The organism is Kribbella sp. NBC_01245 (genome assembly GCF_036226525.1).
Classification (GTDB): Bacteria; Actinomycetota; Actinomycetes; order Propionibacteriales; family Kribbellaceae; genus Kribbella.
Genome location: NZ_CP108487.1, coordinates 2708218 through 2732355, shown reverse-complemented (window position 1 = coordinate 2732355; position 24138 = coordinate 2708218). Strand labels below are relative to the sequence as shown.

Here is a 24138-nt window from a genome sequence, read left to right as displayed (position 1 = left end):
GATTGCCTTGACCGTAGGGCCTGCCCATTACTCGGCCGTGACCCTAATGTTTCGCGGATGTTACGCCCAGCGTGCCCAGTCGATAAGGATCGGCGCTGACCCCGGGCCGGTGAGAGCTCGCAGGCCGCTCGGTAACCTGGTCATCATGGCATCGACTGCGCCGTCCGGCGCACAACCCAGCGGCGAGTTCCGCTATCCGGGCAGTCGTCTCGGATTGCCCGAGCAGGGCGCGGGCTCCGTGGCCGGGTGGGGCCGGCGTTTCCTGGCTCTGTTCATCGACTGGATCATCGCCGGTCTGGTGGCGTCCGCGGTGACGAGCAAACCATTGTGGGCTGGGGGCAATGACACGAATCTCGCCCAATTGACCATCTTTTTCGCGATGTCGGCGATTCTGAGTGGACTGGCCGGCTCGACCATCGGTCACCGGATCTGCGGCCTGCGGGTCGGTCAGGTCGAGGGCAAGCTGGTCAGTACGGCGCCGGTCGGGCTACTCAAAGGCACCACCCGGTCACTGCTGATCTGCCTGCTGATCCCGGCCGTGGTCTTCGACACCGACCGCCGCGGGCTGCACGATCGGGCGGCCGGCACAGTCGTACTGGAACGCTGACTTTGTTAACGCCGGATCAACCGGATCTGCACGTCATCCAGATATCCGGACCGGAATCCGGCCTCGGAGTAGGCCAGGTAGAACTCCCACATCCGGCGGAACGTGTCGTCGAAACCACCCTGCGCGATGGCCGGCCAGCGCTCGAGGAATCGCCGCCGCCAGATCCGCAGCGTGGCCGCGTAGTCCGGGCCCATCCGGCGCAGCACCTCGACGCTCAGGCCGGTGTGCTGCCCGGTGACCTGCTCGATCGCCTGGACCGAGGGCAGTAGTCCGCCGGGGAAGATGTACTTCTGGACCCAGGTGAAGGTGTTCCGGGTGGCCAGCATGCGCTCGTGCGGCATCACGATCGCCTGGATGACGGCCACGCCACCGGGCGCGAGCCGTCGTTCGATCGCGCCGAAGTAGACCGGCCAGTACTTCTCGCCGACGGCCTCGATCATCTCCACACTCAGTACGGCGTCGAACTCGCCGATCTGGTCGCGGTAATCGCGCAGTGCCACCTTCACCCGGCTGCCATAGCCGGACGCGTCGACCAGGCCCTGTGCCTGCAACGCCTGCTGCGGGGCGATCGTGATGGCCGTGACCCACGCGCCACGCTGGGCCGCGCGGATGGCGAGACTGCCCCAGCCGCAGCCGATATCCAGCACCCGCGATCCGGCCTGCACGCCCGCGGCGTCGAGTACGGCGTCCAGCTTGCGCAATTGCGCCGCCTGGAGATCGCCGTACGTCGCGACGTCCTGGCGTCCCGGCTCGAAGAGCGCGGAGGAGTACGTCATCGAAGGATCGAGGAACTCGGCGAACATCGAGTTGCTCAAGTCGTAGTGCGCGCTGACGTTCTCCTGGGCCTGGTGGCGATCGTTGTCGGCACCGGCAGGCTGGCTGCGGGTGGCGAGCCAGCGCAGCGACTGGGCCCATTTCGGCACCAGGCTGGTCTGTTTCTCAGAGCTGAAGCGCTCCGCGAACGGCAGCAGCAGATCGGCCAGGTCCGTGCCCGGCGCCGGATCCCAGTCGCCGGCCAGGTAGGCCTCGCCGAAGCCGGTGCCCGCGTCGCTGCCGAGGCGGTCCAGGAACTGCCCGGCGCGATGCACCTTCATCACCGGACCGCCACCCTGGCCGAGCTGCTTACCGTCCAGCTCGATGGTGGCGGTCATATCCCGCGCGACATAGCGGACGGCGGCGGCCGCGGCCGCGCGTCGTACCGGATTAGTGCGTGGCTGACTGACCTTCGCCCAACCAGCGGGCGCTGTCTTGAGATCCCCCGCCATTGCCGTTGGTCAGCGGCCCTTCATGGCTTGCCGCGCACCCTTGAGGTTGGACGGCATCGGCCCCTTGGGCATCGGCACCTGCGGACGGACCGCGTCGAGCGCCTTGAGCCGCTGCAGCAGGTCGGTGATCTCGGAGGGCTGCAGGGCGGCCGGCAGCTTCATCACGTGCTTCGACAGTTTGCGGATGCCGATCTCGCCTTCGCCGTCACCGGCCACGATCTCGATCACCGGGGCGCCACCGGCCACGCGCACGTGCTTCTTGCGCTCGGCGGTGAGCAGGTTCTTCAACCGGCTGGGCTGGCCTTCGCCGACCAGGATGATGCCGGGCCGGCCGACCACGCGGTGCACGATGTCCGCGTTCTTGGTGACGGCGATGGCCGGGGTGACGGTCCAGCCGCGGCGCAGGGTCTGCAGCGCGGACGCCGCGGCGCCGGTCTGGCCCTCGATCTGGCTGTACGCCGCCTTCTCGACCCGGCGGCCGAACACGACCGTGGTGGCGAGCAGCGCCAGCGGGACGCCGAGACCGATCCACACGAACCAGGGACCGACCAGCAGACCGACCGCGACGAACACGGCGACCACCGCGATGAAGATGCCGGCCAGGATCAGCCCGATCTTCGGGTCGGACTTCTTGGTCAACTGGTAGGCCGACCGGATCTGCTTGAGCCGGCCCTGCTTCTTCTCGGAGGCTGCGTCTTTCTTCGCCATCGGTCCTGGTTCTGCCTTTTTGCTCGGAGCGGACTCGTCAGGAGTTCGCGGTCATCCGCGACTCCACCGCCTGACGGTACAGCCGACCGGCCCGGTAAGACGAACGGACCAGCGGTCCGGACATCACACCGGCGAAACCGATCGCCTCCGCCTCGGCCTGCATCTCGACGAACTCCTCGGGCCGGACCCAGCGCTCGACCGGGTGGTGCCGCAGCGACGGGCGCAGGTACTGGGTGATCGTGATGATCTCGCAACCCGCTCCGTGCAGGTCGGCCAGCGCCTGGCTGACCTCCTCGCGGGTCTCGCCCATACCGAGGATCAGGTTCGACTTGGTGACCAGGCCGTAGTCGCGGGCCTGGGTGATGACGTCCAGCGAACGCTCGTAGCGGAAGCCCGGGCGGATCCGGCGGAAGATGCGCGGCACGGTCTCGACGTTGTGCGCGAACACCTCCGGCCGGGAGGAGAACACCTCGGCCAGCTGCTCCGGTACGGCGTTGAAGTCGGGCGCGAGCATCTCGACGCCGGTGCCCGGGTTGAGCGCGTGGATCTGGCGAATCGTCTCGGCGTACAGCCAGGCGCCGCCGTCCTCGAGGTCGTCGCGGGCCACGCCGGTGACGGTGGCGTACCGCAGGCCCATCTTCACGACGGACTCGGCCACACGGCGCGGCTCGTCGCGGTCCAGGGCCTCGGGCTTGCCGGTGTCGATCTGGCAGAAGTCGCAGCGCCGGGTGCACTGGTCACCACCGATGAGGAAGGTGGCCTCGCGGTCTTCCCAGCATTCGAAGATGTTGGGACAGCCGGCCTCCTGGCACACCGTGTGCAGCTCCTCGTCCTTCACGAGTTTCTGCAGCTTCTGGTACTCAGGGCCCATCTTGGCGCGCGTCTTGATCCACTCGGGTTTGCGCTCGATCGGGGTCTCCGCGTTGCGCACTTCGAGTCTGAGCAGCTTCCGTCCTTCTGGGGCGATCGTCACGGCCACCAGAGTACGCCGCCGCTCACACCGCCCGGGCACGAGTCCCACGACTACTAGGGTGAGCACTTGTGTCTACAAGTCCTCCCGTCAGCCTGGCTTCGGCGGAACCAGCGCGTACGTCGGCCTGGCGCCGCCCAGGCCCGTCGCAGGCCGCCGCACGAACCGATATCGGGCTAGGCCTGGGTCTGGCGGTCGCGGGGGTCCTTGCGGCGGAACTCCTCCGCAGCGCCTCGCCTGAGCCGATCGACATGGGTGCGGGCGGTGTCGAGGGCTACTTCCTCAGTGCTGTCGTACCGCTGGCGCTGTGCGTCCGGCGGCGTTTCCCGCTCCTGACGCTGCTCGCGACTTCTGTGCTGTTCTTCATCGTGGGAGAGCGTCTGCCGATGATCGCCGGGGCCAACCTTGTGACCCAGGTCTCACTGTTCATGGCCATCTACACGGGGGCCGCGTGGGCCCAGGACCGCAAGCGGTTCCAGATCGCGATCATCGTCGTAGTGGTCGGCATGTTCATCTGGCTGGCCTACGGCTTTTACGAGGCGCTGAAGAGCGACGAGATCCAAGGGTCGGCCGCGAAGGGCCTATTGTCGCCGTACGTCGCGTACGTGATCCTCAACATCTGTATCAACGTCGCGTACTTCGTCGGCGCGTGGTTGTGGGGTCTGACCGCTTGGCGCACTGCCCGGCAACACGACGAGCTGCAGCGACAGGCGGTTGAACTGGCTGAGCAGCAACAAGCCAACGCTCGCCGCGCTGTGATCGACGAGCGTCTACGGATCTCCCGAGAGCTGCACGACGTAGTGGCGCACCACATCAGCAGCATCGGCGTACAGGCCGGGGGAGCGCGCCGGGTGATGGAGACCGACCCGGAGGCGGCCAAGGGCGCACTGAGCGTCATAGAGGACTCAAGCCGTACGGCGGTCAACGAGATGCGGCAGCTACTCGGAATGCTTCGTGCGGCCGATCCCGACTTGGACGAGGAAGTCGGGACTCCGTCGATCAAGGCGCCTCAGGCGAACGTGGACCGCCTACCGGCGCTAGTGGCGGACGCAAGTGGTGACCAGTTGTCTGTCGGCTTCCACCGGATCGGGACGCCGGTGAAGCTGCCCGAGACCGTGTCGGTATCGGTCTACCGGATCGTGCAGGAGGCGCTCACGAACGTCCGGCGGCACTCGACCGCCCGGACCGCGAACGTGACCCTGCGCTATCTGGACGAGGGCGCGGTCGAGATCGAGGTGATCGACGACGGCCGGCCCAAGCACGCGCCGGTCGGCAGCCGCCTCGGCCACGTCGGTATCCGCGAGCGGGTGGCCCTGCTCGGCGGCGAGAGTGAGATTGGTCCACGGTCGGTCGGTGGGTTCCGGGTTCGCGCCCGGTTCCCGGTGAAGGAGCAGCAGCTGTGACAGACACTGGTACGCCGATGCGGATCCTGCTCGTCGACGACCAGGACCTTGTTCGGGCCGGCTTCCGGATGATCCTCTCGGTCGAACCCGATATCGAGGTGGTCGGCGAGGCGGCGGACGGCGAACGCGCGGTCCAGCTCGCCAACGAGTTGCGCCCCGACGTCGTACTGATGGATGTCCAGATGCCCGGGCTCGACGGCATCGCCGCCACCCAGCGCATCGTCGACGCGGGCGCGGGCAAGGTCATCATCCTGACCACGTTCGACCGCGACGACTACCTGTTCGAGTCACTCGGCGCGGGCGCGAGCGGGTTCCTGCTCAAGAACACCGCGCCCGAGGACCTGGTCGAGGCCATCCAGGTGGTGCATTCCGGCCATGCCCTGCTCGCGCCGGAGGTGACCCGCCGGGTGATCCAGCGCTTTGCCGGTGGCGGCGAGCGGGTCTACCGGCCGGACCTGGTCGCCGATCTGACCGAGCGGGAGCGCGAGGTGCTCGGCCTGATCGCGCGCGGTCTGACCAACACCGAGATCGCCCGCCAGCTGTTCGTGGGGGAGGCGACGGTCAAGACGCACGTGTCTCGCGTGCTGCTCAAGCTCGGTCTGCGTGATCGGGTCCAGGCGGTGGTCTTCGCGTACGAGTGCGGCCTGGTCATCCCCGGCGACGACGGCGCCACCAATTCCGACGCCCGCGGCTAACGCCAACCACCCGTCGCTTGGATATTTGTCGTTCATTCGTCGCAATCCGCCCTCAACCCGCCGCTGACCTGTACAGGTCAGCGCACCGCTGAGGGCGGATTGCGACGAATGAACGACAAATGCGAGATAGCGCCCGCGGCTGAGCTGTCGTACGGCGTGGGGCGCGGGTCCGTCGTACGGATGACGCGGGCGGTCCCACTGCGGGCCGACGTACGGACGTGCGCTGTTGACTAGCCTTGGCCAAGCCTTCGACGAAGGTGGGGGCAGAGCTAGTAAAGGAACGGTGAGCGGGATGCTGAGCGTTGCTGGGTTGACCCGGCGGTTCGGTGATCACGTGGCACTCGATGACGTGACCTTCGACGTGGTGCCGGGTCGGATGACCGGGTTCGTCGGAGCGAACGGCGCGGGCAAGACCACGACCATGCGGATCATCCTGGGCGTACTGGCCCCGACCCTCGGCGAGGTGCGCTGGCATGGCGCCCCGCTGACGTCGACCGGCCGGCGCGACTTCGGCTACATGCCGGAGGAGCGCGGGCTCTATCCGAAGATGAAGATCCGCGACCAGCTCGTCTTCTTCGGCCGGCTGCACGGCCAGACCCCGAGCCGGGCGCTGGACCGGACCAACCGGCTGCTCGACCGCCTCGGCCTGATCGAGCGCGCCGAGGACACGCTGGAGACGCTGTCGCTGGGCAACCAGCAGCGGGTCCAGATCGCCGCCGCGCTGATCCACGAACCGGTCGCGCTGGTGCTGGACGAACCGTTCAGCGGGCTCGACCCGCTCGCCGTCGACTCGATGGTCGACCTGCTGCGCGAAGAGGTCTCGGCCGACGTGCCGGTGCTGTTCTCGAGTCACCAGCTCGACCTGGTCGAACGCCTCTGTGACGACCTGGTCGTACTCTCCGCGGGCAAGGTCGTCGCGGCCGGGCCGGTCTCCGAGCTCGGCGGCCCGCCCGGGTCGACGTACCGCTTGGTGATGGGCGCCGGGGACGCCGTACCTGTCGATGCGGGTTGGCTGCGCGATGTGGACGGCGTGACCGTGCGCGATGTGGACGGCGGTACGGCGTCGTTCGACCTGGATCATCCCGGGCGTGAGCAGGACATCCTGCGGCAGGCGATCAGCCGCGGCCCGGTGCTGGAGTTCACACCGGAGCGCGTGGCCCTCAGCGACATCTTCCGGGAGGCGACCCGATGAGCACGGACCTGAAAGCCAAGCCTTCCTTGGAGACGTCGACTGGTACGCCGGTGGGCGGCGGGCTGCGGCACCCGTGGCAGCTGGTCGCCGAGCGGGAGGTCGTCACCAAACTGCGGGACAAGACCTTCGTCGGGTCGACCGTGTTCATGCTGGTGCTGGTGATCGCGAGCATCTTCATCCCGTCGCTGATCGCGGGCAACGACAGCCCGGACAAGATCGCCGTGGTCAACGACGCCGGCGCTTCCGTCGTACAGCGCGCCAACGCGGTCAATGGCGGCACAGCTTTCGAGGTACGACGGGTGGCCTCGCCCGCGGACGCCTCGCAACTCGTCACGGATGGCGAAGTCGCGGCCGCGCTGGTGCCGACCGAGGCCGGTTATGCCGTGGTCGGCGACGACCGGATCGACTCGAGCCTCGTCGGCCAACTGCGCGAGGCCGTCTCGAACGACGTGATGGAGAAGAACGCGCAGCGCGCAGGCCTCTCCCCGGCCGAGCTTCGGGCCGGCACCACGGTCGAGGAACGGCTGCTCAATCCGGGGCCGCTGCCGGACGTCGTCGCGGATTTCGCGAGTATCGGTCTCGCGTTGATCTTCTACGTGACCGCGCTCGGCTTCGGCATGATGATCGCGCAGAGCGTGGTGCAGGAGAAGGAGAGCCGGGTGGTCGAGATCCTGGCCGCCGCGGTGCCGATCCGAGCGCTGCTCTGGGGCAAGGTGATCGGCAACTCGATCCTCGCGCTCGGCCAGATCGTGGTGATCGGTGCGGCCGCGCTGGCAGGGTTGATGCTCACCGGCAAGGGCGAGCTGCTCGACGTGATCGCGCCGGTGGCGGGCTGGTTCGTCGTGTTCTTCGTGCTCGGGTTCGTCGCGCTGGCCGGGTTGTGGGCGGTCGCGGGTTCGCTGGCCACTCGGCAGGAGGATCTCGGTTCGACCACGTTGCCGGGGCAGATGTTGCTGATGATCCCGTTCTTCTTCTCGGCGTTCGCTGGGCCGGGGCCGAAGGAGATCGCGTCGTTCATCCCGATCGCTTCGTCGATGGCGATGCCGGGGCGGATGCTGACCGAGGACGTGCCGCTGTGGCAGCCGCTGGCCGCGATCGGGATCCTGCTGCTGACCACGATGGTGATCATCCGGGTGGGCGCCCGGCTGTACGAGCGGACGCTGCTGCAGACCGGCCGGAAGCTGGGCTATCGGGAGGCGCTCAAGCTCAAGGCGGGGTGATACATCGGACAGGTTCGGCGAGCGTTACAGACTTTTTGAGGTCTGTTACTTAACCGCAATACGCTTCCGCTGTGTGCGGAGCCGGTTACTCGGCTACGGTTTCGGCGCATGAACGTGGAGCTGCGTCACCTCAGAGTCGTGGTGCTGGTCGCCGAGGCCGGCTCGGTCGGTCGCGCCGCCCGCTGGCTCAAGGTGAGCCAGCCGAGCCTGACCGCGCAGCTGAAGCGGATCGAGGCGGCCTTCGGCGGCGAGCTGTTCGAGCGCTCCCGCACGGGGGTCAAACCGACCGCACTGGGCCGCTACACGGTCGATCGGGCCCGCGCCATCCTCGTCGACGTGGACCACCTCGCCGCCACTGTGAGCGCGATGACCGAGGTCCAGCCCAGCGCCGTCCGGCTCGGCGGCTTCCCGACCGCGCCCATGTCGGGGATCGCCAGCCGGCTGCGCGACCACTGCGAGATCGAGCAGGTCAGCATCGAGGTCGAGTGGGCCACCTCGGTCTTGCTCCAGCAGCTCGAGTCGGGCCGGCTCGACTTCGCCTTGCTGCGGGAGTTCCCCGGTTTCGACGTACGGCTGCCGCCGGGCGTCGACGCGTGCACGATCGTCGAGTCCGAAACGGCGTACGTGGTGATGGCGACCGATCACCCGCTCGCCATCGCCAGCGCTCATCGTGGCGAGGTCGACCTGGCCGACTTGGCCGACGAGGAGTGGATCGGCGAACCACCGGACGACAGTGGCTTCCACGTGCTTTTCCGTGCGGCGTGTGAGCAGGCCGGGTTCGCGCCGCGGGTCGAGCATCACTCGGTCGATACGTCGGTCCAGATGGGCTTCGTCACCAGCGGCCAGGGCGTCGCGCTCGTCTCGCCCACGTCGTACCGCATGCTCAGCCCGGGCCTCACCACCCGGCCCCTCGCGGGCGACCCGATCCACCGCAAACTGATGCTCGCCTGGAGTACCGACTCCCCGCGCGCCGCCATGGCCCCCGACGTCTGCCAAATGGCCAGCCACGCCTACGCCGAAGCCCTGGCCGCCCACGCCCGCCTAGGCCACCACCCCCAAATGCACGTCGCCTAACGGATTTCCCGTTCATCAGGCCCTCGTGACACGGTGAGTCGCCCTTCATCGGTCCCTTGCGACCACGCCAGCGGCCCTTTCCTTTGCACTCATTCGTCGAAATCCGCCCTTGAGCACCGCGTGCGTGGACAGATCTGCGGTGGAAGAGGGCGGATTCCGACGAATGAGTGCAAAGGAAAAGATGGACCTTGTGACATGGAGAAGCCCGGGCCTTGGTGGGCCCGGGCTTCTCTTTTTACGTCAGTAGGTCAGGCCGGGCCGGGGGCCGGGCGGAAGGTGGGTGCGCCGGGGTGGGTTTCGCCGGGCGGGTCTTCGGCCGGGATGGCGCGGAGGTTCCATCCGGTGTCCGGCTCGTCCATGCGTTCGCGGTAGATCCCGGCCGCGTCGGCCGCCGACTCGAACTGCGCTGTCTGCGCATCCGCCTCGACCTGGCGGGCCGTCACCGTCTGCTCGTCGGTTTGACCCCAGGCGGTCGTCGCGCCCGAGGTCTGGAGGCCGTTCGGCGCGGCCGGTACGAACGCCTCGGTCATCGGCTCCGACGGCGTAACCGGCGCAGGTGCAACCGGGGGCACTGGCGTCGACGGCGTCGTGGGTACGGGGGTAGTCGCGGGCACGGGGGCCGACGGGATCAGGGGCGCCGCGGCGGCCGTTCCGCCGGCGGCTACGCCAATGCCCGCAGCGGCTGCACCGGTGGCGCCAGCCATGCCCATGCCCATGCCTGCCGAGGCGGTGGGGCCGGACGGCGTCGAGGGGCGTTCGCCAGTCGACGGCTCGTCCCGATCGGGAGCGGAGGCCTCGGATTCGGCGGCCTCGGGCTTGGCAGCCTCGGGTTTGGCGGGCTCAGGTTCGACGGGCTCGGGGGTGGCCGCGCTGGTCGTCGGCTCGGCGGCCGGGGGCGTCGTACGCGTTGACATGGGCGGGGTCAGCGGCAGGGGATCTTGTTCCAGCACAGGCGATTCGGCCTTCCGGTCCTCGTCCGCGACCTGGGTGATCTCGGAAGCGTTGTCCTCCACAGCCTCGTCTTCCGGGGAGGCACTAGCCGCCGCATCGGCGACCTCATCGCGCTCGGCAGTCTCGGTCTCACCGGTGGCGGCGAACTGGACCGTCTCGTCCCGGCTCTCGTCGTCACTCGCGTCGGCTGTCGCGAACTGCGTGGTCTGCTCGTCCGCACCCTGGATCTCGGTCTGCTCCCCGGCATACGCAGGCTCCTGCACGGGGATGGGTGCAGTCTGCTCGTATACGGGCGCGAACTCCCGGGTGGACTCCACTGGCGCGTGGTCGGCGTACTGGTCGTACGGCTGGTCGTACTGCTCGACGAAGCCGTGGGTGTGGCTCTCCATCGGCTGGTCGTACGGGTCGCCGTACTGCGGGGTCTCACCAGCTGCAGCCTGCTCCTGCGCTAGACGGGCCTCTTCGGCCTTACGCGCGCGGCGACGTCGTACGGCCTGCACTATCTGCTGGATCGAGTAGATCAGCGCTATGACCGCCAGGACGGGGATGAGGCCGCTAAGGACGTTCGCCCGCAGGCCCTCGATCATGCCGGTCGTTACACCCGGCACGTCGTTGAGGAAGTTGTTGGTCCTGTTGGGGATCCAGTGGACCGCGTAGATCATGGTGCCGAAGGCAAGGGCCGCACCAAGCGCCGCAGCGCCCGTGGCGATCGAAATCGCGCCCCAGAAGACCAGAGCACCGATGCCGTAGGCAAGGGCCAGCTCTTTGGTGCTCAGCTCGACGCCACCCTCGGCGACTAGAACCCCGAATGCGGCGGGCAGGGCACATGCGACGGCTACTCCGAGCAGGAAACCGAAGAACTTGGTCATGGCCCAACCGTAACGACGTTTCTGCTCAGGGTAGTGGCGACACAGCCAAGCCGTAGGTGATCCCTGCCGGAGCTTCCTCCGGCTGATCGAGATCGGGGCTGCGCTGATAGTCGCCCCAGGCAAGGAATTCGTCGAGATGGCGACGGACCGAATCCAGCACCTCGGCGATCGGGACCTGTCGGCCGAGCTCGGCCGACAACGTCGTCACGTCCGCGTCGGGGATGCCGCACGGCACGATCTGGTTGAACCCGGCCAGGTCGTTCTCGCAGTTCAAGGCGAATCCGTGCATCGTCACACCGCGGGCGACGCGAATGCCGATCGCGGCGATCTTGCGGTCACGGCCGCGCTCGTCCGCCGCGACCCAGACGCCGGAACGACCCTTGATCCGGCCGGTCTTGACCCCGAAGTCCGCGCAGACCGCGATCAGCGCCTCCTCCAGCCTGCGGACGTAATCCACCACATAAACGTGTGAGGCGAGCTTGACGATCGGGTAGCCGACGAGCTGGCCCGGACCGTGCCAGGTGATCTTGCCGCCACGATCGACGTCGACCACCGGTGTCCCGTCGAAGGGTCGCTCGTGCGGCTCGGTGCGCTTGCCGGCCGTATAGACCGCCTGGTGCTCGAGCAGGATCACTGTGTCACCCGCGGTCCCGGCCGCGACGCCCTCGTGCAGACGGCGCTGCTCGGCCCAGGCCTGCTCGTAGGCGACAGCGTCGGTCCCGAACCCGGCCAGCACGTATTCGATCTCTCTCACCCTCCGAGTGTAGGTCGGTCGCCTGCTCCGTCGGCGGGCAGCGTCCGGGCCTGTGGATAACTTCGGGGGTCGTCGGCCGAGTTGGTGCACTCTTTCTGGCATGGAGGAATTCGCTGGATTCTCAGTACGGCGGACGCTCGGCGCGGGTTCGATCGGCACGGTGCAACTGGTGCGCGATCACGCGACCGGCCGCTTCGTCGTGGTCAAACGCGTCCCGGTCGAGCGCGTGCCGTCGGAGCATGCCTTCCGGCAGCGGCTCGCGCCCGGCTTCTCCCATCCGCATGTCGCGCGCCAGTTGGACGTACGGCGTACCGAGCACGAGTGGTTCGTCCTGACTGAGTACTACCCGGCCGGCAGCCTCGCCGATCTGCTCGCCCGTCGCGGCCGCCTCGCCGTCGCCGAGCTGGTCACTCTCCTCGTGCCCATCGCCCAAGCCCTGGCCGCCGCCCACCAAATCGGCCTCCACCACTGCCACCTCGGCGCCGGCGACATTCTATTCACCGCCGACGGCCGCCCAATCCTTACCGACCTCGGCCTCCACTCCTACGAGGGCAGTGGTGCCGAGGCGGACCTGAACGCCTTGCGTGACTTGGCCCTCCTCGCGGGCGGCTCACCCACGACCTTCACCCCAGCCCTATTCACCGACGCCCCCAGCCTCGCTGGGTGTTTGCTGGCCTTGTCCGAACCAGCGCCCATCGACCTCGCCTTCGAAGCGCCCACAGCATCGGATGTACAGCCCGCCTGGGGAAGGGAAGTGCGGCCCATCGGTGGGCTTGCGAAGTCGCGAGCGGCGGGCGTCCCGCAAGCCCGAAGGCGGAAACCGAAGGTGGGACGGCGGCTACCCGCCTTGCCGCGGCCGGACGCCCGAGTGGTCCTGCTCGGGCTCGCGGCGCTTTTCGCGACAGCACTCCTGATCACCGGTGTGCTGCTCATCGGCCATAGCGGCGGCTCATCCGCGGCCGCCGAAGCCCCCGCGACATCGCCTCCTTTAGCCCAACCGCCGTCACCGGGTGCCGCTCCCTCGTTCTCCAACACACCAGCCCGTACGACGACTGGCCCGCCGGTGGCGCGGGGAGGCGGCGCGCGCACTGTCGCGGACTGGCTGGCGATGTTGCGAGCACTCGATCGCCAACGGGCGATTTCCTTTGCCACGTTGGATTTCTCGGCACTGGATGCCATCTATGTGCGGGGGAGCAGGCCGTGGCTGGCAGACCGCTCGATGCTGGCCGCCTACCGAAGAAGCGGCCTGACCGTGCAAGGCCTCTCGATGAAAATCGAGGGTGTCGCGATAGAACGCCAAGCCGCAACCACCGCAGTCCTGCGCGTCATTGACCACCTCGCCGGCGGTGTGCTGAAAGACACCGCCGGCCATCGAACACTCCTGCCAACTGGGCAACCGACCACCCGCCTCATCACCCTCACCCAGCAAGGCACGCAGTGGCGCATCAACAACATCACCACTGTCTGACCTCACCCGCGCGCACGGAAGGCGCCAACCTGGTGCGCGCGGGAGCTTCGTCTCTTCTCTTCGGCCAGGTAGCGATTTTCCCTTGTGGATAACGGGAATGGCGGCTTCTCGGTCTGTATAATCGCTAGTATGTTCGATATCGGTGTTGATGAGCTCGACGTGGACCAGACCCTGGACCGCGCCGCCGCCTCGCGCGCCCGCATCGCGGCCGATGAGGCCGAGTCGCTGCTGCTCGCCCTGCACTACACCGACCTCAACGCCACCGTCGCCCCCCCACCCGGCGGCGAGATCGTGCCGGGAGTGGAACGGCTGCGCGTGTACGGCGGTGAGGGCTGCCCGCCGATCGCCGAATTCTGCGCCCAGGAATTCGGCTGGCGCCTCGGCATGTCCCACGGCGCCGCGGCCGCCTACCTCGGCGAAGCCCTCGCACTGCGCCACCGGTTCCCGAAAATCCTCGCCCAGGTCCTGGCCGGCAACGCCGAAGCCTGGCGGGCCCGCTCGATCGCCCGCACCTGCCTATCCCTGTCCCTGGCCGCGGCCGGCATCGTGGACGCCAAGATCCACGCCATCATCAACACCGTCACCCCGTCACGGCTGAAGGTGTTCGTGAAGGCGGCCAAAATGCAGGCCGACCCCGCCAAAGCCCAAGCCGACGCCGACCTCTACGCCCGCCAACGCGGCGTGTGGCTGGGCCAATCCAACGACCACGGCACCAAATCCGTCATCGCCCGCACCGCGACCGGCGACGCCATCCGTTTCGATGCCGCCGTCGACGAACTCGCCGAGATCATGGCCCAGGAGGGCGAGCCCGGCTCCCACCAGCAACTCCGCGCCAAGGCCGTTGGCCTGCTGGCCGACCCGGCCGTGGCCCTGGAGCTGCGCGAACACGGCCGCCGCAAAGCCCGCAAGAACGCCACCCCGGACGCCGCAGCCCACCACAGCAACGACGACGGCGAGTACGGCGAGTACGGCGAGGGCGGCAGCGGCGGGGAGAGCGACGCGTACGGCACCGACCGCGACGACGGCGAGGGCGGCGAATGCGGCGAATGCGGCGAGGGGGACAGCGGCGGCGAGGGCGACGCGTACGGCACCGAAAGCGACAGTGCCGTGGATGTGCCGTTGGATCAGCTCCTCGCCGGCCTCAAGGCCCGCAACCCCAACCGCACCCGGGCACCACATCCGTTCTACGTGCGAATCTCGCAGGAGGCACTGGCCAGCGGTGACGGTGTCGCGTGGGTCGAGGGCATCGGCCCGCTGCTGGTGTCGCAACTGAAAGAACTCATCGGCCACGAAGCCGTGGTCCTCAAGCCAGTCATCGACCTGCGCGAACACCGTAGTGCTGACGACTACGTGGTGCCGCAGCGGATCAGGGAATGGGTGAAGCTGCGCTACCCGACGCCGATGGAGCCGTGGTCCACTGGCGAAACCACCTTTTCCACCGACCTTGACCACGTCGTGCCCTACGACAAGAACGGTCCACCGGGACAAACCAGTACCCGGAACCTGTTGCCGGTGACACGCACGCCCCACCGGGCCAAAACCCACGGTGGCCTGCGTAATGCCCTGCTGCCTGACGGCAGCGTCGAATGGACCACCCCGCGTGGAGCCCGGTACCTGGTCGACGACAACGGCACCCGCTACCTCGGCCAGGTCAACCTCACCACTGGCGAACTCACGCCACCACCACGGCACAGAGGAGCAGCGCCGGCTGACATGAACACCAGCAAGACCGCGGGGAAGGCGGCTGTCGGGATGTCTGGGAAGAAGGCTGGCAAGAACTGTCCGAGCCGGACTGGGCTTGGAGCAGGGGAGTTGCCCGATGACATTGCCTGACTGTGTCTCCGCTCGTCGGAGAGAGCAAGGACGACGCAAACCTCAGCCGCCATCTGGTGGGGTGCGGCCTAGAGGTGGGGGTACTGGCGTGTTAGTGAGCCAGGGCGTCGGCAACCGCGGCTTCGACCGTCGGGTGGTTGAAGGTGAAGCCGGCGTTGAGGAGGACGGTGGGTTCGGCGCGTTTGCTGCCGAGGAGTTCCCAGGCGAATTCGCCGAGTGCGGTCGTCATCAGGAAGGCGGGGATGGGGATGACCGCCGGGCGGTGGAGGGCGGCGGCTAAGGCCTTCGTGAGTTCGGCGTTGGTCGGCGGGTTCGGGATGCCGACGTTGACCGGGCCCGAGATCTCGTCGTGGTCGGCGACAAAACGGGTTGCTCGCAGCCAATCGGTGAGGGAGAGGACTGGGAAGTACTGGGTTCCTGGGCCGAGGCGACCGCCAACGCACAGGCGGAACGGCAGGGAGAGAAGCTGGAACGCCCTGGCTTTGTTGTCGAGAACCACCGCCGTCCGCAGGATCGCGACCCGGGCACCGGCCTCGCGGGCGGGATCCGCCGCGCCGGACCAGAGCTCGGTCAGGCCCGCGAGGAAGCCGTCGCCGGTGGACGACTCCTCGGTGAGGATCTCGTCGCCGCGATCCTTGCCGTAGGCACCGACCCCGTTCTGTACGAGGAACACCGGCGCTTTACCCCCAGCACTGGCCTGGGCCGCGATGGCTCGGGCGAGGGTGGCGGTGGTGGTGACGCGGGATTCGCGCAGGGTGGACTTGTACGTCGGGGTCCACGGGCGGCCGATGGTGGCGCCGGCCAGGTTGATGACGACGTCCACGCCGTCGAGGGCCGACGGGTCGAGTTCACCTGCGGCCGGGTCCCAGCGGAGCTCGTCCGGCCTCTTGGGTTTGCGCCGGACCAGGCGGACGACCTCGTGGCCGTCCGCGATCAGGTCCTTCGTCAGCGCCGTACCCAGGAAGCCGGACGCACCGGCCAGCAGGTATCTGCTCATTTGTGTCGGTTGAATCAGACGTCGAACTGGGCTTCTTCGAGCCGCTGCTTGACCGCGGTCAGGTAGCGGGCCGCGTCGGCGCCGTCCACCAGGCGGTGGTCGTAGGTCAGCGCCAGGTAGACCATCTGCCGGATCGCGATCGTCTCACCGAGCTTCGGGTCCGTCAGCACGACCGGGCGCTTGACGACGGCGCCGGTGCCGAGCATGCCGACCTGCGGCTGGTTCAGGATCGGGGTGTCGAACAACGCGCCCCGGCTACCGGTGTTGGTGATCGTGAACGTGCCACCGGCCATCTCGTCGGGCAGCACCTTGTTGGTCCGGGTGCGCTCGGCGAGGTCGGAGATCTTCTTGGCCAGGCCGGCGATGTTCATGTCACCGGCGTTGTGCACGACCGGGACCATCAGGCCCTTCTCGGCGTCCACCGCGATGCCGATGTGCTCGGCGCCGTGGTAGGTCACCTCGCCCTTCTCGTCATCGATCGACGCGTTGAGCTTCGGGTACTGCTTGAGCGCGTCGACGGCCGCCTGCACGAAGAACGGCAGGAAGGACAGCTTGACGCCTTCGCGGGCCTCGAACTCGGCCTTCTTGGCGTTGCGCAGCTTGGCGATCTCGGTGACGTCGACCTCGACCACGGTGGTCAGCTGCGCCGAGACGTGCAGCGAGTTGACCATGTGGTTCGCGATGGCCTTGCGGATCCGGCTCATCTTCTCGGTCGTACCGCGCAGCGGGCTGACCTCGACCGAGGCCTTCGCCGCGGTGGGCGCGGTCGCCGTACCAGCTGAAGCGGCCGGAGCGGCAGCGGCGGCAGCCTTCTGCGCCTCGGCGGCGGCGATGACGTCCTGCTTGCGGATACGGCCACCGACGCCGGTGCCCTCAACGGAGTCGAGGTTGACGCCGTGCTCCGCGGCCAGCTTGCGGACCAGCGGGGTCACGTAGTTCTGACCGTCACCGGCAGCGCCGTTCGAGGAGGCGGTCGAGGCGGCCGGAGCCTGCGCAACGGGAGCCTGGGCCACAGGTGCCTGAGCAACGGGAGCCTGTGCGGCAGGTGCCTGAGCGGCGGGAGCGGGAGCGGCGGCAGCGGGAGCCGGAGCGGCGGCGGGAGCCGGGGTGGGCTCCGGAGCCGGTGCGGGCTTCTCCTCCTGCTTGGGTTCAGCGGGAGCGGGAGCAGCGGACTCGGCAGGTGCGGCCGGGGCGGCGGGCGCGGCCTCGGCCGGTGCGGAACCAGCGGCACCGACGATGGCCAGCTCGGCGCCGACCTCGACGGTCTCGTCCTCGGCGACCTTGATCTCGAGCAGCTTGCCGGCGACCGGCGACGGGATCTCGGTGTCGACCTTGTCCGTCGAGACCTCGAGCAGCGGCTCATCGACCGCCACGTCGTCGCCGACCTGCTTCAGCCAGCGGGTCACGGTGCCTTCGGTGACGCTCTCACCAAGGGCGGGCAGCACTACCGACGTACCGCCACCAGAGCCCGAGCCACCAGCGGCCGGAGCAGGCGCGGCCTCAGCAGCCGGCGCCTCAGCGGCAGGAGCCTCCTCAGCGGGTGCCTGCGCAGCGGGAGCCTCGGCAGCGGGAGCCTCAGCGGGCGCGGCGGCCTCAGCAGCGGGGGCCTCGGCGGCAGGGGCCTCGGCGGGGGCCTCCGAAGCGGCAGGCGCTTCGGCAGCGGGAGCGTCGGACGAACCGGTGCTCTCGCCGGCGTCGCCGATGACGGCCAGTTCGGCGCCGACCTCGACGGTCTCGTCCTCGGCGGCCTTGATCTCCAGCAGCGTGCCGGCGACAGGGGAGGGGATCTCGGTATCGACCTTGTCGGTCGAGACCTCCAGCAGGGGCTCGTCCACGGCAACCGTGTCACCGACCTGCTTGAGCCAGCGGGTGACGGTTCCTTCGGTGACGCTCTCCCCGAGGGCCGGCAGGGATACAGAGGTCGGCATGACGGTGGTTGCTCCTTCGTCTCTTTCGAAGTCTCGTGGCCAGCCTACGGTGCCGCGCGACGCGATGGGATCTGGGTCACGGCGAAACGGCCCGGAGGCTGTCAGACGTTGTCAGGTCAGTCAGTCATGGAAGTGCAGCGGCTTACCGGCGAGCGCGAGATGTGCCTCGCCGATGGCCTCGTTCTGGGTGGGGTGGGCGTGCACGAGCTGGGCCACGTCCGCGGGGTAGGCCTCCCAGTTGAAGATCAGCTGTGCCTCGCCGATCAGCTCGCCGACTCGCGAACCGACCATGTGCACGCCGACCACCTGGGCGTCCTTGGCCCGGACCAGCTTCACGAAACCGGTCGTCTTCAGGATCTGGCTCTTGCCGTTACCGCCGAGCGGGTAGTTGACCGTCTCGACCTCGCCATACTTTTCGACCGCCTGCGCCTCGGTCAGTCCGACGGACGCGACCTCGGGCTCGCAGTAGGTGACTCGCGGAATGCCCATCTCGTCGATCGGCGCGGGCGCGAGGCCGGCGATCTCCTCGGCGACGAAGATGCCCTGCTGGAAGCCGCGGTGGGCCAACTGGAGCCCGGGCACGATGTCGCCGACGGCGTACACGCCGGGCACGTTGGTGCGCAGCCGCTCGTCGGTGGTGACGAAACCGCGATCGAGTACGACGCCCGCCTCCTCGAACCCGAGGCCGGCCGTATTCGGGCCGCGCCCGACCGCGACCAGCAGCACCTCGGCCTCGATCACCTCAGGCTCACCTGAGCCCGAGGCGCTGGCGACGGTCACCTTGACGCCGGAGTCGGTCACCTCGACGGACTGGAACCGCGTCCCGGTCTTGAAGCCGATCTTGCGCTTGCGGAATGCCCGCTCCAGCGCCTTGCTCGAGTCAGGATCCTCGGACGGTACGAGCCGCTCGAGCGCCTCGACGATGGTCACCTTGGTGCCGAAAGACGTCCAGGCGCTAGCGAACTCGACACCGATCACGCCGCCGCCGAGAACCACGGCCGATTCCGGCACCCGGTCCAGCGTCAGCGCGTGCTCGCTGGCGATCACCCGGTCGCCGTCCAGCTCGAGGCCGGGCAGGGAGCGGGAGTACGAACCGGAAGCGAGGATGACGTTCTTACCGGTGTACGTCGTACCGTTGACCTCGACGGTGTTGGCGCCGGTCAGGCGGCCCTCACCCTCGATCACGGTGATGCCGCGGGACTTGAGCTGTCCCTGCAGGCCCTTGTACAGCCGGTCGACCACGCCGTCCTTGTACTTGTTGACGCCGCCCATGTCGACACCCTCAACACTCGAGCGGACGCCGAACTGCTCACCCTCGCGGGCGGAGTCGGCCACCTCGGCCGCGTGCAGCAGCGCCTTGGTGGGGATGCAGCCGCGGTGCAGGCAGGTGCCGCCGAGCTTGTCCTTCTCCACCAGCGCGACCGACAGCCCGAGGGTCGCGGCCCGCAGGCCGGCCGAGTAGCCGCCGCTGCCACCGCCGAGGATCAACAGGTCGTAGGTGTTCGTCACAGGGGTCTCCTCCGGTGCGCCGAGCGGGTGGAACGGCCACCCTCCGGATCGCGGCGGGAGGCCGTATGTCAGCGTCATCTTGTCACCGCCCGGCCGACGCGTGCCCTCCGGGCCGGATTTGCGGTGATAGTGGACACTTGCCTCTATGAAGTGGTTCGGTCGCCGGCACAAGCCGGGCACGCTGCGTAAGTCGGACAACCCCGACCAGGCGCACCTGCGCGAGTTCGCCCAGACCCGGCAAGGCGTCGAGGGTTTTGTCGAGCCGCGGACGGCGGTGACCGACTACACGCTGCTGCTGGTCGCGATCGACGGCGAGTGGACCCGCCGCCGGGTCCCGTCGGTCGAGTGGGCGCACAACTTCGCGAACAAACTCGGCATCCCGTCGTACGACGCGGCCGTGGTCGGCTATCCGCCGCGCATGCGCGAGTACAACGCCCGCCAAAAGCGCAACGGCCTCAGCTAAGCCAATTGAAAGCCCCCAGCCGAAAAGGCCAGGGGGCTTTCAAAGAAGCGATCAGGTCGCCGAGGCGGCCAGCTCCACCAGCGTGCGGACGCCGTAGCCGGTGCCGCCGTTGGAGGTGTAGCCGGAGGCGCCGCCTTCGTTGAACGCCGGGCCGGCGATGTCGAGGTGGGCCCAGTCGATGCCCTCGCCGACGAACTGGCCGAGGAAGGCCGCGGCCGCGAGGGCGCCACCCCACGGTTCGCCGGTGATGTTCGCGAGGTCGGCGATCTTCGAGTGCGATTGCAGCTTGTCGAGCATCTCGGACGGAATCGGCAGCGGCCACATCGCCTCACCGGCGGCCGTGGCGGCGTCGACCACCCGGTCGCGGGCGGTGTCGTCGTTGGCGAAGGCGCCGGCCACCTTGTTGCCGAGGGCGACGACGCAGGCGCCGGTCAGCGTAGCGACGTCCACGATCAAGTCGGGCCCGTCTTCGGAGGCACGGACCAGCGCGTCGCCGAGCACCAGGCGACCCTCGGCGTCGGTGTTGAGCACCTCGACCGTCTTACCGCCGTACATGGTGAGTACGTCGGAGGGCCGGGCCGCCGAACCGGACGGCATGTTCTCGGCCATCGCGGCGTACGTGGTGACCTGGACCGGCAGGCCGAGCCGGGCGATCGCGAGCGTGGCGCTGACCACGGCGGCGGCGCCGGCCATATCGGCCTTCATCGTGATCATGCCGTTGGCCGTCTTCAGCGACAGGCCGCCCGAGTCGAAGGTGATGCCCTTGCCGACGAACGAGAGGTGCGTGACCGGCTTGCGCGGGGTGTAGCTGAGGCGGATCAGCCGGGGCGGGTTGGCCGAGCCCTGGCCGACGCCGAGGATGCCGCCGTACCCGCCCTTGGCGAGCGCCTTCTCGTCCATCACCTCGACCTTGACGCCGTATTCCTTGCCGAGCTTCGTCACCTGCTCGGCGAATTCGACCGGGTGCAGGTCCGACGGCGGCGTGTTCACCCAGTCGCGGGTCTGGTGCACGGCCGCGGCCACGACCTCCGCGCGCTCGAGGGCGGCCTTCGCGTCCTTGCTGCGGGCGAGGTCGGTCAGGATCGTGATCGTGCCGGGCTCGTCGGTACCGGCCTCGGACTTGTACGTCGTGAAGGAGTACCGCCCGATCAGCGCGCCCTCGGCGATGGCGCGAACGGCCTCCGCGTCGGGGGCGGGCAGCGCCAGCGCGACGGACTGCGGGCCCTTCGCGGCACGGACGCCGATCCCGGCCGCCGTACGCAGGTCCTCGGTCTTCAGACTGCCATCGGCACCGGCGGCCAGGCCGACGGCGATCAACATGGCGGAACGGCCGGGCTTGGCGCCGGCCACCTTCGTCACCTCACCGGCGCGGCCGGTCGCGCCGAGGTCGGCCAGCACCTGGGCCAGCTTGCCGCCGTACGCGGCGTTCAGTGACTCGGTGCCGGCGGGCAGGGTGAGCCCGGAGTCGAGTTTGACGACACCGATGACCACCACGTCGGTCTTGACGTTGGCCGCATCGGACTTGCTCAGGCTCACGCTGCTCACGGGTAACTCAGTCCTCCCAGACCGGCGGATCACGCCGGATCCTGACGATCGCGATTGGCTTGCTCCCGCGCATGCTACGCGGAGTGAGCCTGCGATCAACGAGTCAGCCTCGCTATCCGGTGCGGTAAGTTCCGCTGCATGACCGACTCCACCGTCCTGAAGAAGTCCCCGCTGCACGAGCGGCATGTCGCGCTGGGAGCCAAGTTCGCCGAGTTCGGCGGCTGGGAGATGCCCCTGGAATACAGCGGCGTGGTGGCCGAGCACACGGCCGTGCGTACCTCCGTCGGGGTCTTCGACGTCAGCCACCTGGGCAAGGCCACCGTCAAGGGCCCGGGCGCCGCGGCGTTCGTGAACGCCTGTCTGACCAACGACCTGAACAAGATCGGCCCCGGCCAGGCCCAGTACACGCTGTGCTGCGCGGATGACGGTGGCGTGGTGGACGACCTGATCGCCTACCTGCACGCCGACGACGACGTCTTCCTGATCCCGAACGCGGCGAACACCGCCGAGGTCGTACGACGTTTGCAGGCGCAGGCGCCGGAGGGGATCGAGGTCGTCAACACCCACGACGACTACGCGATCCTGGCGGTCCAGGGCACCAAGAGCGACGAGGTCGTCCAGGCGATCGGGCTGCCGACCGGCCACGACTACATGGCGTTCGCGGTGGCCGATTTCGACGGTACGCCGGTAGTCGTCTGCCGCACCGGGTACACGGGTGAGCGCGGCTACGAGCTGGTCGTGCCGAACGCGGCCGCGGTCGCCATCTTCGACGCGCTTCTCGCGGCCGGAGAGCAGTACGGCATCGTCCCGGCCGGCCTCGGCGCGCGCGACACCCTGCGCACCGAGATGGGGTACCCGCTGCACGGCCAGGACATTTCGCCCGAGATCACGCCGGTCCAGGCGCGTTCGGGCTGGGCCGTCGGCTGGAAGAAGGAGGCGTTTTGGGGCGACCAGGCCCTTCGCGCCGAGAAGGAGGCGGGCCCGACTCGCCTGCTGCGCGGTCTGCGCGCAGTCGGCCGGGGCATTCCCCGTCCGCACATGACCGTCGTCTCGACCGACGGCACCACTCTCGGCGAGGTCACGTCGGGCACGTTCTCGCCGACCCTGAAGAAGGGTGTGGCGCTCGCCCTGCTGGACGCCACCATCAAGGAAGGCGACCAGGTCGCGGTCGACATCCGCGGCCGCCAGGAGCTCTTCGACGTCGTGAAGCCCCCCTTCGTCACCGTCCACGTCCGCGAAAGCTGACTCCGGCGCCGCCGGACGACCGGCTGCTCGGCTCCTGAGGGGAGGGGGCCGAGCTGCCGGCAATTGGCTGATGGGGCCGCAGCGGAGCACCAGCCTCGCTGCGGGAGGGAACCCGCCGTCAGCATCGCGATGGTCACCATTACTGCCGCAATCCGGTCGTCCAGCGGTCGCATGTGCTGAGCCTGCGGCGGGGGTGTTACCCGGGACTTACCACTCGGCTAGCCTGACCGCGTGGAGTTCCGGCTGCTGGGGCCAGTGCAGATCTGGGCCGACGGCAACCAAGTCGCGCTGAAGCGCCGCCCGGAGCGATTACTGCTGGCGATCCTGCTGCTCGAGCCGGGCCGGACCGTGCCGATCGACCGGCTGATCGAGTTGCTCTGGCCGGAGGACCGGCCCGCGAATCCCCGCCGTGCGCTGCAGGTCTACGCCTCTCGGCTGCGGGCGGTCCTGGGCCCGGAGCTGCTCACCAGTCGTCATGACGGATACCAGCTCGCGGGCGCGACCGACGTTGCGCGCTTCGCCGCGCTGCTTGAGCGCGCACGAACCGAGCCGAACCTGCCCGAGCGGTCCCGCCTTCTGGGCGAGGCCCTCGCGCTGTGGCGTGGTCCCGCGCTGGCGGACGTGGCCTCGGAGGACGTACGGCGGAGGTTGTGCGCGGGGCTCGAGGAGTCTCGACGGGCCGCGGTCGAGTTGCGCTTCGAAACCGAACTGGCCCTCGGCCGGCACGAGTCGATCCTGCCCGAGCTGGCGAGTCTGACCTCGGCCGAGCCCACCCGGGAGGCCCTCGCGGCCGCACGCATGCTGGCGCTATACCGGTCCGGGCGACAGGCCGACGCCATCGCGGCGTACGCCGAATTCGCGCTGTACTTGGCGGATGAGCTCGGGTCTGAGCCGGGTCCGGAACTCCGCGAACTCCACGTCGCGATCCTGCGCCAAGACCCGGCACTGGACCTCCCGGGCGCGCACGACCTTCCGGAGGCGCCTGCAGCGCTCAAGGGCCGCGACGCACTCCTGGACGAACTCGCCGTCGGACTGGAAAAGAACAGCCCTGGCGGTGTCCCAACCATCATCTGCTTGTACGGCGCTGCGGGTGTCGGTAAGTCCTCAATCGCCATAGCGCTGGCCCACCGGGTAGTGGGCGTCTACCCAGATGGGCAGCTTTACCAAAACCTAGAGACGGCAGTGTCGCCGAGAGATGCTCTGGGCCGCTTGTTGGGTTCACTGGGAGTCGAGCCACCGGACAGCGTCGAAGAACGTTCGGCGCTGTTCCGCAGCCACTTGGCCGACCGGGCTGTTCTGTTGCTCCTGGACAACTGCAACAACGTCGCCCAGATCAGACCGCTCCTACCGGCTACTGGGAGGTGTGCCGTCCTGATCACCTCACAGCTGCCACTGATTGGTCTGGAGGATGCAACACACATCGAGGTCAGTAAGGTCTGAGT

The 24138-nt window shown here is 68.6% G+C and carries 21 protein-coding genes; 12 read left to right on the top strand and 9 right to left on the bottom strand.

What is annotated here, in order from left to right:
- Nucleotides 1-145 precede the first annotated feature (145 nt).
- Complete coding sequence (locus OG394_RS11980; RefSeq protein WP_328995285.1) at nucleotides 146-607, top strand: RDD family protein; 462 nt, start codon at nucleotides 146-148, stop codon at nucleotides 605-607.
- Nucleotides 608-612: 5 nt separating this feature from the next.
- Here OG394_RS11980 and OG394_RS11975 read toward each other — a convergent pair whose 3' ends face one another.
- Genes OG394_RS11975 through lipA form a run of 3 tightly spaced genes read right to left on the bottom strand, consistent with a single transcriptional unit; the run spans nucleotide 613 to nucleotide 3553 of the window.
- Nucleotides 613-1872, bottom strand: coding sequence for a cyclopropane-fatty-acyl-phospholipid synthase family protein (locus OG394_RS11975; RefSeq protein WP_328995284.1), 1260 nt, complete (start codon nucleotides 1870-1872; stop codon nucleotides 613-615).
- Nucleotides 1873-1881: 9 nt separating this feature from the next.
- Nucleotides 1882-2580: a DUF4191 domain-containing protein gene (locus OG394_RS11970; RefSeq protein WP_328995282.1), complete on the bottom strand. Its 699-nt coding sequence runs from the start codon at nucleotides 2578-2580 to the stop codon at nucleotides 1882-1884.
- 37 nt (nucleotides 2581-2617) lie between these two features.
- Entirely contained in the window at nucleotides 2618-3553 is a 936-nt protein-coding gene (gene lipA, locus OG394_RS11965; protein ID WP_328995281.1) for a lipoyl synthase, read from the bottom strand.
- A 68-nt stretch (nucleotides 3554-3621) separates the two neighbouring features.
- On the opposite strand from lipA, the gene OG394_RS11960 reads away from it, so the two are divergent.
- The 6 genes from OG394_RS11960 (at nucleotide 3622) to OG394_RS11935 (ending at nucleotide 9134) form a co-directional block, all read left to right on the top strand.
- The gene (locus tag OG394_RS11960) at nucleotides 3622-4953 is read left to right on the top strand and encodes a sensor histidine kinase (protein ID WP_328995280.1); all 1332 of its coding nucleotides are present in this window, start codon (nucleotides 3622-3624) and stop codon (nucleotides 4951-4953) included.
- Entirely contained in the window at nucleotides 4950-5648 is a 699-nt protein-coding gene (locus OG394_RS11955; protein WP_328995279.1) for a response regulator transcription factor, read from the top strand. Before OG394_RS11960 ends, OG394_RS11955 begins: the two co-directional genes overlap by 4 nt.
- Nucleotides 5649-5756: 108 nt before the next feature.
- On the top strand, nucleotides 5757-5882 hold the full coding sequence (locus OG394_RS11950) for a hypothetical protein (RefSeq protein WP_328995277.1): 126 nt from the start codon (nucleotides 5757-5759) through the stop codon (nucleotides 5880-5882).
- Nucleotides 5883-5940: 58 nt separating this feature from the next.
- Nucleotides 5941-6840 (top strand): ABC transporter ATP-binding protein, encoded by a 900-nt coding sequence (locus OG394_RS11945; RefSeq protein WP_328996826.1) that lies wholly within the window; start codon nucleotides 5941-5943, stop codon nucleotides 6838-6840.
- Complete coding sequence (locus OG394_RS11940) at nucleotides 6837-8060, top strand: ABC transporter permease (RefSeq protein ID WP_328995276.1); 1224 nt, start codon at nucleotides 6837-6839, stop codon at nucleotides 8058-8060. Before OG394_RS11945 ends, OG394_RS11940 begins: the two co-directional genes overlap by 4 nt.
- Nucleotides 8061-8168: 108 nt before the next feature.
- The gene (locus OG394_RS11935) at nucleotides 8169-9134 is read left to right on the top strand and encodes a LysR family transcriptional regulator (RefSeq protein WP_328995275.1); all 966 of its coding nucleotides are present in this window, start codon (nucleotides 8169-8171) and stop codon (nucleotides 9132-9134) included.
- A 248-nt stretch (nucleotides 9135-9382) separates the two neighbouring features.
- On the opposite strand, the gene OG394_RS11930 is transcribed toward OG394_RS11935, so the two are convergent.
- Nucleotides 9383-10954 carry a hypothetical protein gene (locus OG394_RS11930; protein ID WP_328995274.1) on the bottom strand — a complete coding sequence of 524 codons (1572 nt, stop codon included), beginning with the start codon at nucleotides 10952-10954 and terminating at the stop codon, nucleotides 9383-9385.
- Between the two features lie 25 nt (nucleotides 10955-10979).
- The gene (gene lipB / locus OG394_RS11925) at nucleotides 10980-11708 is read right to left on the bottom strand and encodes a lipoyl(octanoyl) transferase LipB (protein WP_328995273.1); all 729 of its coding nucleotides are present in this window, start codon (nucleotides 11706-11708) and stop codon (nucleotides 10980-10982) included.
- Between the two features lie 100 nt (nucleotides 11709-11808).
- Here lipB and OG394_RS11920 point away from each other — a divergent pair, with 100 nt between their 5' ends.
- Both OG394_RS11920 and OG394_RS11915 read left to right on the top strand, forming a co-directional pair.
- The gene (locus OG394_RS11920) at nucleotides 11809-13176 is read left to right on the top strand and encodes a protein kinase domain-containing protein (protein ID WP_328995272.1); all 1368 of its coding nucleotides are present in this window, start codon (nucleotides 11809-11811) and stop codon (nucleotides 13174-13176) included.
- An 84-nt stretch (nucleotides 13177-13260) separates the two neighbouring features.
- Nucleotides 13261-15009, top strand: a complete 1749-nt coding sequence (locus OG394_RS11915) for a DUF222 domain-containing protein (RefSeq protein WP_328995270.1) — start codon at nucleotides 13261-13263, stop codon at nucleotides 15007-15009.
- A 91-nt stretch (nucleotides 15010-15100) separates the two neighbouring features.
- On the opposite strand, the gene OG394_RS11910 is transcribed toward OG394_RS11915, so the two are convergent.
- The 3 genes from OG394_RS11910 to lpdA all read right to left on the bottom strand — a co-directional run bounded on the left by OG394_RS11910 (nucleotide 15101) and on the right by lpdA (nucleotide 19443).
- On the bottom strand, nucleotides 15101-16006 hold the full coding sequence (locus OG394_RS11910) for a TIGR01777 family oxidoreductase (RefSeq protein ID WP_328995269.1): 906 nt from the start codon (nucleotides 16004-16006) through the stop codon (nucleotides 15101-15103).
- Between the two features lie 14 nt (nucleotides 16007-16020).
- Nucleotides 16021-17934 (bottom strand): 2-oxoglutarate dehydrogenase, E2 component, dihydrolipoamide succinyltransferase, encoded by a 1914-nt coding sequence (sucB, locus tag OG394_RS11905; protein WP_328995268.1) that lies wholly within the window; start codon nucleotides 17932-17934, stop codon nucleotides 16021-16023.
- Between the two features lie 120 nt (nucleotides 17935-18054).
- On the bottom strand, nucleotides 18055-19443 hold the full coding sequence (gene lpdA, locus OG394_RS11900; RefSeq protein ID WP_328995267.1) for a dihydrolipoyl dehydrogenase: 1389 nt from the start codon (nucleotides 19441-19443) through the stop codon (nucleotides 18055-18057).
- A gap of 145 nt (nucleotides 19444-19588) precedes the next feature.
- Here lpdA and OG394_RS11895 point away from each other — a divergent pair, with 145 nt between their 5' ends.
- Nucleotides 19589-19906 carry a hypothetical protein gene (locus OG394_RS11895; RefSeq protein ID WP_328995266.1) on the top strand — a complete coding sequence of 106 codons (318 nt, stop codon included), beginning with the start codon at nucleotides 19589-19591 and terminating at the stop codon, nucleotides 19904-19906.
- A 51-nt stretch (nucleotides 19907-19957) separates the two neighbouring features.
- Here the strand turns inward: OG394_RS11895 and OG394_RS11890 are convergent, their stop codons facing one another.
- Nucleotides 19958-21451, bottom strand: a complete 1494-nt coding sequence (locus OG394_RS11890; protein WP_328995265.1) for a leucyl aminopeptidase — start codon at nucleotides 21449-21451, stop codon at nucleotides 19958-19960.
- 138 nt (nucleotides 21452-21589) lie between these two features.
- Here OG394_RS11890 and gcvT point away from each other — a divergent pair, with 138 nt between their 5' ends.
- Nucleotides 21590-22696: a glycine cleavage system aminomethyltransferase GcvT gene (gene gcvT / locus OG394_RS11885; protein ID WP_328995264.1), complete on the top strand. Its 1107-nt coding sequence runs from the start codon at nucleotides 21590-21592 to the stop codon at nucleotides 22694-22696.
- Between the two features lie 231 nt (nucleotides 22697-22927).
- On the top strand, nucleotides 22928-24136 hold the full coding sequence (locus OG394_RS11880) for an AfsR/SARP family transcriptional regulator (RefSeq protein WP_328995263.1): 1209 nt from the start codon (nucleotides 22928-22930) through the stop codon (nucleotides 24134-24136).
- Nucleotides 24137-24138: the final 2 nt, after the last annotated feature.

Bases quoted from the DNA above. Each gene is read 5' to 3' on its own strand.
- OG394_RS11940 (WP_328995276.1), top strand. From the start codon at position 6,837: ATGAGCACGGACCTGAAAGCCAAGCCTTCCTTGGAGACGTCGACTGGT.
- OG394_RS11945 (WP_328996826.1), top strand. From the start codon at position 5,941: ATGCTGAGCGTTGCTGGGTTGACCCGGCGGTTCGGTGATCACGTGGCA.
- OG394_RS11980 (WP_328995285.1), top strand. From the start codon at position 146: ATGGCATCGACTGCGCCGTCCGGCGCACAACCCAGCGGCGAGTTCCGC.
- OG394_RS11950 (WP_328995277.1), top strand. From the start codon at position 5,757: ATGAACGACAAATGCGAGATAGCGCCCGCGGCTGAGCTGTCGTACGGC.
- sucB (WP_328995268.1), bottom strand. From the start codon at position 17,934: ATGCCGACCTCTGTATCCCTGCCGGCCCTCGGGGAGAGCGTCACCGAA.
- gcvT (WP_328995264.1), top strand. From the start codon at position 21,590: ATGACCGACTCCACCGTCCTGAAGAAGTCCCCGCTGCACGAGCGGCAT.
- OG394_RS11895 (WP_328995266.1), top strand. From the start codon at position 19,589: ATGAAGTGGTTCGGTCGCCGGCACAAGCCGGGCACGCTGCGTAAGTCG.
- OG394_RS11930 (WP_328995274.1), bottom strand. From the start codon at position 10,954: ATGACCAAGTTCTTCGGTTTCCTGCTCGGAGTAGCCGTCGCATGTGCC.
- OG394_RS11935 (WP_328995275.1), top strand. From the start codon at position 8,169: ATGAACGTGGAGCTGCGTCACCTCAGAGTCGTGGTGCTGGTCGCCGAG.
- OG394_RS11970 (WP_328995282.1), bottom strand. From the start codon at position 2,580: ATGGCGAAGAAAGACGCAGCCTCCGAGAAGAAGCAGGGCCGGCTCAAG.
- OG394_RS11975 (WP_328995284.1), bottom strand. From the start codon at position 1,872: ATGGCGGGGGATCTCAAGACAGCGCCCGCTGGTTGGGCGAAGGTCAGT.
- OG394_RS11910 (WP_328995269.1), bottom strand. From the start codon at position 16,006: ATGAGCAGATACCTGCTGGCCGGTGCGTCCGGCTTCCTGGGTACGGCG.
- OG394_RS11920 (WP_328995272.1), top strand. From the start codon at position 11,809: ATGGAGGAATTCGCTGGATTCTCAGTACGGCGGACGCTCGGCGCGGGT.